Genomic DNA, 8293 nt, shown 5'->3' on the forward strand with positions numbered 1-8293 from the left:
ATTCCGCCTCGCGCGGCAAACTGTTCTACCGCTTGGCACAACAGGCCTTGCAAATCGGCCCTGTCCCCTTCGATCGCCTGATCGGACCACAACCACTAGTGTCCGGTGGAGTCAAGTAAATACCCAGTTCGCCAGATTTCACTGGCGCTCTCTCGCAGCCGCCCATGGAACTCTGGCGCATTCCGCTACGTCTGTTGCGGCATCATCCGTCCAGCAACTGCTCTTGTCTCGCGTCGGCGGAACCGCCGAAACCAAGTGCGCGGCGGACTTCGGCCGCGCTCGTCGCTCCCACTTCGACCGCCGCGATCGCGCGCTGCCAGCGCGTGACCATGCCGGCGGAGACCGCGAGACGCTCGAGCGCCGCTGCATCGGATTTCGTCAGGATCGCGCGGCCCAATTCGCTGGCATCGGCGGTGAACATCTCGCCCAGCACCATGCGCCCGCGATAGCCGCTGCCGCCGCATTGCTCGCAACCCACGGCGGACCAGCCCTGGCGGGCCGGCAGACCGAGCAGCCCAACGTCGTCGTTAACGGGTTCGCGGCAATCGCAAAGTTTCCGAACGAGCCGCTGCGAGACGATCGCGAGCACTCCGCTGCGAAGCAGATAAGGCTCGATGCCCATGTCCGAGAGCCGGCTGATAGCGCCGGCGGCGCTGGCCGCGTGGAAGGTGCTGAGCACGAGTTGGCCGGTCAACGCCGCTTGGAATGCGATCTCCGCGGTTGCCCGGTCGCGAATCTCGCCGACTAAGATCACTTCCGGGTCTTGCCGCATGAGCGACCGCAAGCCGGTGGCCAGATCGAAGCCCGCTGCCGGATTGACCTGCGATTGAGCGACGCCCGGGATCGCCGTTTCGATCGGGTCTTCGAGCGAGGCGATGCTGCGGCCCGAGCCGGAGGAAGCGACCAACTCGCGCAGCGACGCGTACGCCGTCGTGGTCTTGCCGCTTCCGGCCGGTCCGGTAACTAGGATCGCACCGGCGGTTTCGGCAAGCAAGTGGCGCAAGCGAACGGTGATTTCATTAGGCAAACCCAGGTCGTCCAGTTTCAGGAACCGCCCGCCCGCGAAGAGCCGCACCACCGCCTTCTCGCCGTACAGTGTCGGAAACGCGCTGACCCGCATCTCGACCTGTCCGGCCGCCCGGATTCGCCCTTCCTGCGGCACGTCGGTGCGATAGGTCAACAAATCGGCGAGCACCTTGAGCCGGGCCACGATGTTCGCAGCCACTCCCGAGGGAAAGACTCCCAGCGGCTGCAATACGCCGTCAATCCGCAGCCGCAGCTCCAGCCCGTCTGGAGTCGGCTGCAAATGGATATCGCTAGCTTCGAGCGCGCGAGCCGTCTCGAGCAAGACTTCGACGAACCGTGTCGCGTATTGCGCGTCCGACGGATCGAGCGCACGGAATCGATCCGACAGAATCTGAAACGCGGATTGGTGCATCGAGGATCCCAAAAGCCAGAGTCGGCCCGTGAAAAGCGTCGACTGCCATTGTAATCGCAAGCCCCCTGGCCAAACTAGACGCGGTTCGACAACCTGCTCCCTCTCTCTCTGGGAGAGGGATGCGGTGGGGGTGCCGTGACATACCGACAATGGCAGCGTCGCCGGCGAATCGATCAGGCACTGCAACACAGCATCTGGCGGCCATGCCATTCGTGCTCGATGCCGCGCATCAGCAGCGCCGAATCGAATTCGATCGATTCGGCCGGGAATTTGGTGCGGTCGGCGAAGAAACTCGATTCTACGCGGTCGACGGCCAGCGGCGTCATTGACCAGGTGAAGCTGCGGAGTTCCAGTCCGTCAAACCGCCCAGACCGAGCCGTCGCCGAATAGCCGAGCGATCCCTTCTCGAAGAACTCCGAAGCCCGCTCGAGAGTGCCAAACGCGGAGTCGGCCGGAAGCACGTCGGCAATGCGCCCCGAGAGCGCCAAATGCGTTTGGCGGTCGTCGCTGTCGATGGCGATTCGATAGGCGTCGTGGCGCTCTTCGACATCGAACCGGGCGTGATGGTGCATCCCAGGAAACAGCCGGCCGCCGGTGAGCACGTTGAACCACGAGGACGAATCGCGCCGCGGGATGTAGACGCCGCGCTCGACGCGTCCGCCGGCGCCGTCCCACTCGACGGCAAAGCGGTGGGCGGCATTCTCGGAAGCGATGCCGACGACGCCCGGGAGAAACCGCGGCCGCAAATGCTTGAGCCGAATCAAACAGATCCCGCCGATGCCAAACGAGCCGACCACCTGCGGTCGAAACGGCGGCGGCAGCACCCGAGCCATAACGTCGGGATCAATCCGGAAGTTGACCAGAACCCGCCGATCAATCAAACCGCGGACAATCGGGATTCGCATGGTCGAGGCCTGATATTCGAATTTCTGTCTTTCTCGCAACTTACCGCGAAACGGAGCAAGCATTTAACCCCGGTACAAGAAAATAATCGTGTGAATCCCGTTAATCCTGTCCAAATTCTTCTGACAGGATTAAAAGGATTGGGTAGTCGTCCCGAGAGTCTATCGCAACGCGTCGGCGACGAGAGCGCGGGTTTTTTCGAGGGCCGTGCGGGCGACTTGTTTGGGGTCCTGTCGCCAGTAGTTCGGGTTGAACAGCTCGATCGACAGTGTGCCGCGGAAACCGGCGTCGCGCAAATCGCGGAACACGGCGGCCAGCGGCGCGACGCCGTCGCCGGGGAAGACGCGGTCGGCGTCCTTGATCTTGTCTCGCGGCAGATCGGGATAATCGTTCACGTGAATCACGTGGATTGCTTGGCCGCTCAACAGCTTGAGGCCGGCGAAATCCGAGCCTCCCTTGTAAAGGTGAAAAACGTCGGGCAAGACGCAGGCCGACGGGTGCCCGCTGTCGATGGCCACGGCGGCGGCCTGGCTGAGCCGAGTGAGCGTCTTCGAGAAGCCCCAGACCTCGACCTCCGGCACGACGCCGATTCGCTCCCCCGCGTTAAGCAACGCGCGATAACGCTCGGCGGCCTTGGATAGATCGAGATTGGCGACGTTCGTGGCGCCGGCCGGCGGGGCGGCCATTCGCAGGCCGCCGAATTGGTGCACGAGGTCCATGTCGCGCTTGGCCTGTTCGAGCCCCTTCGCCCGCCGAGCGTCGTCATCGACGATCCACTCGGCGAAACCGATGGAACTCACTACGGTGAGCCCGAGGTCTTGGGCCCGCTTTCCAAGGTCCTTGAGCGACCCGCCACCTTTGACGTGGTCCGCCAACTCGCTGATCCAAGGCTCGAGCGACTGATAGCCAGCCTTAGCGGCAGTCTCGACGAGTTCGGCCAGCGGCAGTTTCTGGCCGCGCAGCGTGCTAGTGTTCAGCCCAATCCGGAACGGCATCGCGTCGTCGCGGGGCTCGACCGCGGTCGCGATCGGCAAACTCGTTATCGCCGCCAAAGCGCCGGCTGTGGACCCCGCCCGGGCCAACAGATCACGTCGAGTAAGTCGCTTCATTTCGTGGATGAGCGTTCGATGATTGGTGACGCGAGGTATCCGCCCAGCGCGGCACAGGGGACGATCAGGGCCAGGCTCGCCGCCGCGTGCCAGAACGACAGCGGGCTGCCGCACAGTGCGATTACGAGCAGATTCATGCCGAGCGTCGCGCCGCCGGCCGCAATCGCGTGCCGCAGATAGGCTTGGCCGGCGACGACTGCCGCGGCGTAGCCGGCGAGCATCGCCATGAGCAAATCGCCGACGGTCACGAACCAACGAATGTCGAGTTGCCCGTGCATCTGCTGAGCGATGGACTGCGGCGAGAGTCCCTCGTCAACCATGCCGACCACCGCCGCCACGCCGATCAAGGTGGACATCACGAGCGCGCCCCCAGATCCAACAGCGGCGCCGCGAAAGACGGCGCGGGCGACCAGCCAGCGCGAGTCGGTGATCGCCTCGCGGACGACCTCGGTCAGAGCTGTGATCGGGTTCGAGATCTCAGGACGTGCTGGCATCCTGACAGTATGATCGCCGAGCGAGTGGCCGTCAAAGCGGCGAATTCCCGTAGATGAATTCGCAAGCCGGCGTAGTGTGCGTCAAGTCCGCGCACACGCACCGGGCCGCCAGCGAACTTCAGGTGCGTCAGCGCTGCGCTCGACACACCCTACGCTCTCGCCCGCCGCAGCCGGTCCCGGAATTCTTGCGAATTCCGCTACCGATGCGCCGCTGGCTCGGCGGAGGCCGATTGAGCCGAACTGTTCAATTTGCCGAGCGCCGCCAGGGCGCGCTCCTTGAGGCTGCCGGTGGCGCGGCGGGCGGCCATTCGATAGTAGATTTTGGCGACCCCCGTCTTTCCCGCGGCTTGCAATGCGCTGGCCTGATCGAATAGGCGAGTCGCTTCCTCTTGCCAGGCGGAGTCTTCGGCGGCCTGCTGACGGCGAATGTCGCCAAGGCTTTGGCCGCCGGCCGAATCGGTCGCCAATGCCGACTGCTCGCGCGGCCCCTGGCTCTCGGCCGAGCGGAGCATGATCGGAAGCTTCATGAGCGAAGCGTCGGCGCGCTGGTTGAAATCGCCGCCGAGAAGCTGGCGGTCTGCCGCCTCGAAATCATGGATCTCGGCGCTCACGCTCATATTGCTCGCGCCGCGCGCCGCGCCACCAGCCGCGTTGTTGAACGGATGGAAGCCAAGCCCGGGGATGCCGTTTTCACTTCGGCCGGAAGCGCCGTCGCCGAAGCCGCCGAATTCGGCCCCACCGCTGTCAGGAACTTCGACGGTCGTGCTGACGGCGAAGAAACGGAACGTTGGCAGTTGCACCACGGTGGCAGCGCGGACTTGAGCGAAAGCCGCCGCCGGAGAAGCCGTTAGAATCGCACCGATCACCACGCCGCGGAGAATCCATCGATCCATCGTTTCACCCTCCCTCGCCCCGGCCGCATTCTACCGCGCTGGCATGACTTGAAGCAATTGGGTGTTCGTTCGCCGGCACATTGCGAATCGGGCAAGCGTTTCCACTGCGACGTGCGCGAGATCGCAAAGCTTTCTCGAATGGATTTATTTGCCCGACGACCCTTTCCGACCTAGGGTTTCTATTGCCGTGAGAGTGGCGGACTCTCAGCAAGTAAGTATTCGGCAATAGATCGCGGTTCAGATTCCGCGGCGGCGCGCGGATTCTTCCGTCCACACTGTCGGCGAGCGGGGGCGACCCCATGCCAGCGACCACTTCTCATTTGGGTTCTCGCGCCCCGGCCGAACACGGTCGCGGGCGAAAGCCCTCAACTCGCCAGGGCACTACCGCCGTCGAATTCGCATTCGTCGGACCAATCGTGTTTCTGCTATTTTTCGGTGTCTTGGAGTTGGGCCGCGGACTGATGACCGTGCATCTTCTGACGAACGCGGCGCGGGCCGGATGCCGCTCGGGAATCATCGAAGGGACGTCGACCGCCTCGATCACCACGGCCGTCAAGCAGAGCCTAACGGGGGTCGGCGTCAGCGCCGAAACCATCAATGTGCAGGTGAACGACGGCTCGACGGACGCGTCCAACTCCAAAGCAGGCGATGAGATTACCGTGAAAGCCTCGATCCCGGCCAGCTCGATAAGCTGGATGCCGTTTCAGCAGTTCCTGGGCGGTATGACGCTCTCCGGCCAATACACTTTGCGCAGAGAGTGAGGCGGCCAGCCTATGTCTGGAACAAGAAGCACCTTGAGTCCCTCGGCGGACGCCCGAAGCGATCTGCGACGGGCTTGCTCGGCAGAATCCGGTGCAAATTCCGCGCGCCGCGGCCGACGATGCCGCGCGGCCGCGTCGGCCCCACGCCGCGGGATCGCGGCCGTCGAGTTCGCGGTGCTGGCCCCCTTTTTGGCGATGCTCGTGCTCGGGACGTTCGAACTCACACGCGGCATCATGGTCAAGCAATTGCTTAACGATGCCGCCCGCAAGGCCTGCCGCACGGGCATTCAGCCGCAGAAGGCCAATAGCGACGTGACTGCCGAAGTCAATAACATTCTGTCGGACAATGGGATTCCGGCCGCCGACGCCACGATCACGATCCAGGTCAACGGCGCCACGGCCGATTGCAGCACCGCCAAGCAGAACGACAAGATCACCGTCAAGGTCGCGATTCCAACGAGCGACACGTTCTGGGCGGGGGAGTATTTCTTGAATTCAACTTCGATCGAGTCAGACAGCGTCGCCATGTTGAGACAGAACTAACCTCGCCGCGCCATTCACCGCATCTTCAAAGCACTCGCAGGCATTTGCCAAGGCAGATCTTTATGAACCGCACATCGCCACATCAGAGAATTCGTCGCCGTGAAGGCGGCTTACAACGGCGCGGATCCGTGGTCACGTTGGTCGCGCTTCTTTTGGTCCCGTTTATGGGAATGGTGGCGTTCGCACTCGACATTGCCTGGATCGTTCAATCTCGGAGCGACTTGCAAAGCACGGCCGACGCCGCCGCCTTGGCTGGGGCCGAGCAATTGATGAACGGCTTCGTTCAATACTCGCTGCCCGGTCAGACCCTGCAGAGCACGATTCTCAGCACCGCCGAATCCAACGCCAAGACGTACGCCAAGAACTTCGCCAGTTACAACACCGCCGGGGGAGTGAGTTCGCTCGCGCTCAACGATGCCGATATTCAATTCGGATTCACCGATGCGAGTAATAATTTCACGGCGTCGCCGACGTACTCGGGCTTTCCGAACACAGTCAAGGTGACGATGCGGCTCGACAGCAATGCCAATGGGCAACTCAAATTATTCTTTGCTCCGATCTTCGGAGTCAACTCGACTCCCGTTACGGCTACCGCCGCGGCGACGATTTTCACCGCCAATGTCGTCAACTTTCAAGCGACGCCTCCGACCACAGCCGGTGTTCTACCCATGACGATGGACATCAACGCCTGGAACACATTCATCCAATCCGGCGTTTCCAGCGACGGAACAACCCACGCGGGATCGAACGGCGCGCCGCAAATGCAGGTCTATCCCAGCCCAACCGGCGCGCCGGGAAACTTCGGCATGTTGAGCCTCGACGATTCCTCGAACTCGGCCAGCGCGATTAAAGGCTGGATCGACAACGGGCTGGGGGCCAGCGACCTCGCCACGTTGCAAAGCGCGAATCTCCTGCCATTGACGCAGCCCACTACCCCGGTCTGGAACTGGAAGGGAGTGCCGGGGTTCAAGGCCTCGGATCTGAATTCCTTGACGGTCGGACAGAATTTCTTGCTGCCCATCTTCGAACCTGTGGTGGGAACGCCCGGGGCGGCTCAGGAAGCTGCCAGCGGGGCGACTTACCAGGCGACGGACGACAGCACCGGAACGGCCACGCCCGGCAGCGGCGGCCACGGTTCAAACTCCTACTACAACATCGTGGAGTTCGTTGGCGTGCAGATTACTCAATTGGATAAATCGAGCGATGCCTACATTCAGCCGGTTGCGGTGATGGATCCGACGGCGGTCTACGATCAATCGTCGGCCACACCGGCCGGCACGACAGCGACACTGGTTACGACCTTCACGACCCCGAAGCTGACGCAATAAATACCTCTTCCACGACCTCCCCGGGATGATCCCCATTTTGCGCGGGCGCCATCGCGGCGATGGTCGGCGGAGCCAAACCGGCGACTGTCCCCTTCCTTCAAGCGGTTTTGTGAAGGGTTCTAAATCTCGATACAGTTGACAGCCCCGCCGTTCCGACTAGCATGGAAAGCTGGGACACTAAAGGAGAGGCTGCTAATGTTTTCAACTCGACGCCGCACGCTCCTTCGCGCCGGAGCGAGCTTGCTTGCCATTTTCCTCCTCGCGGCGTTCGTTTCGAACACCTGCTCGGCCGCGATTATCATAACGGCGCCGACAGTCAACCTTCCATATTCCGCGACGGCCCAGAGCGGCAGCTTCGAGGTCTATGTGCATAGCACGGAGACCTCGCCGCCGAAAGTTGGCGCTGACAACGTGGAATTACAGTTGCCGACGGTGCCGGGCGTCACCTTCACCGTTCCGGCCAACGCCACCCCCACTTCGCATCCCTATCTGTTCCATCCGCAAACGCCGGCCAGCGCGATCCTGAATTCGGGCCGGATCGTGGAGGGCACCGATTTCGCCCCCTCCTCTTCGTCGCTACCGACCTTGGCCGACGGCAGCGGCCTGTTGCTGATCGACTATCACGTGGCCGCGGGCGCTTTTGGCAGCTTCCCGCTAACTTTTATCAGCTATTCGCCCCCGACGTTCCCGGTCGGCACCGCGCTGTTCGATGGATCGAACAACCCTTTGGCTGCCACGCTGCAAAACGGCTCGATCAACATCACCGCTCCCGTCCCCGAGCCGGCCGCTTGGACGCTAGCGCTGATGGCCATGTTGATAGGCGG

At 62.8% G+C, this 8293-nt stretch carries 9 protein-coding genes; 4 read left to right on the plus strand and 5 right to left on the minus strand.

The annotated features are described in order from the left end of the window. Window positions 1-202: 202 nt before the first annotated feature. The 5 genes from VGY55_04090 to VGY55_04110 form a co-directional block, all read right to left on the minus strand. Window positions 203-1438 carry a GspE/PulE family protein gene (locus VGY55_04090; protein HEV2969146.1) on the minus strand — a complete coding sequence of 412 codons (1236 nt, stop codon included), beginning with the start codon at window positions 1436-1438 and terminating at the stop codon, window positions 203-205. Between the two features lie 173 nt (window positions 1439-1611). Continuing rightward, window positions 1612-2343 (minus strand): DUF2071 domain-containing protein, encoded by a 732-nt coding sequence (locus tag VGY55_04095; GenBank protein ID HEV2969147.1) that lies wholly within the window; start codon window positions 2341-2343, stop codon window positions 1612-1614. A gap of 159 nt (window positions 2344-2502) precedes the next feature. Continuing rightward, window positions 2503-3450, minus strand: a complete 948-nt coding sequence (locus VGY55_04100; GenBank protein ID HEV2969148.1) for a sugar phosphate isomerase/epimerase — start codon at window positions 3448-3450, stop codon at window positions 2503-2505. Then, entirely contained in the window at window positions 3447-3944 is a 498-nt protein-coding gene (locus VGY55_04105; GenBank protein HEV2969149.1) for a hypothetical protein, read from the minus strand. Before VGY55_04105 ends, VGY55_04100 begins: the two co-directional genes overlap by 4 nt. Before the next feature lie 197 nt (window positions 3945-4141). Next, on the minus strand, window positions 4142-4837 hold the full coding sequence (locus tag VGY55_04110; protein ID HEV2969150.1) for a hypothetical protein: 696 nt from the start codon (window positions 4835-4837) through the stop codon (window positions 4142-4144). A gap of 299 nt (window positions 4838-5136) precedes the next feature. Here VGY55_04110 and VGY55_04115 point away from each other — a divergent pair, with 299 nt between their 5' ends. The 4 genes from VGY55_04115 to VGY55_04130 form a co-directional block, all read left to right on the plus strand. Further along, the gene (locus VGY55_04115; GenBank protein ID HEV2969151.1) at window positions 5137-5598 is read left to right on the plus strand and encodes a TadE family protein; all 462 of its coding nucleotides are present in this window, start codon (window positions 5137-5139) and stop codon (window positions 5596-5598) included. Between the two features lie 12 nt (window positions 5599-5610). Continuing rightward, on the plus strand, window positions 5611-6141 hold the full coding sequence (locus VGY55_04120; GenBank protein ID HEV2969152.1) for a TadE/TadG family type IV pilus assembly protein: 531 nt from the start codon (window positions 5611-5613) through the stop codon (window positions 6139-6141). Window positions 6142-6269: 128 nt separating this feature from the next. Next, window positions 6270-7469: a pilus assembly protein TadG-related protein gene (locus VGY55_04125; GenBank protein HEV2969153.1), complete on the plus strand. Its 1200-nt coding sequence runs from the start codon at window positions 6270-6272 to the stop codon at window positions 7467-7469. 195 nt (window positions 7470-7664) lie between these two features. Further along, the coding region (locus tag VGY55_04130) for a hypothetical protein (protein ID HEV2969154.1) at window positions 7665-8293 on the plus strand (629 nt) is incomplete at its 3' end.

The organism is Pirellulales bacterium (assembly GCA_035939775.1).
In the GTDB taxonomy this organism is placed as follows: domain Bacteria; phylum Planctomycetota; class Planctomycetia; order Pirellulales; family DATAWG01; genus DASZFO01.

Excerpts from the sequence above, each read along its gene's own strand:
- VGY55_04090 (HEV2969146.1), bottom strand. The coding sequence starts at position 1,438 with ATGCACCAATCCGCGTTTCAGATTCTGTCGGATCGATTCCGTGCGCTC.
- VGY55_04095 (HEV2969147.1), bottom strand. The coding sequence starts at position 2,343 with ATGCGAATCCCGATTGTCCGCGGTTTGATTGATCGGCGGGTTCTGGTC.
- VGY55_04100 (HEV2969148.1), bottom strand. The coding sequence starts at position 3,450 with ATGAAGCGACTTACTCGACGTGATCTGTTGGCCCGGGCGGGGTCCACA.
- VGY55_04105 (HEV2969149.1), bottom strand. The coding sequence starts at position 3,944 with ATGCCAGCACGTCCTGAGATCTCGAACCCGATCACAGCTCTGACCGAG.
- VGY55_04110 (HEV2969150.1), bottom strand. The coding sequence starts at position 4,837 with ATGGATCGATGGATTCTCCGCGGCGTGGTGATCGGTGCGATTCTAACG.
- VGY55_04115 (HEV2969151.1), top strand. The coding sequence starts at position 5,137 with ATGCCAGCGACCACTTCTCATTTGGGTTCTCGCGCCCCGGCCGAACAC.
- VGY55_04120 (HEV2969152.1), top strand. The coding sequence starts at position 5,611 with ATGTCTGGAACAAGAAGCACCTTGAGTCCCTCGGCGGACGCCCGAAGC.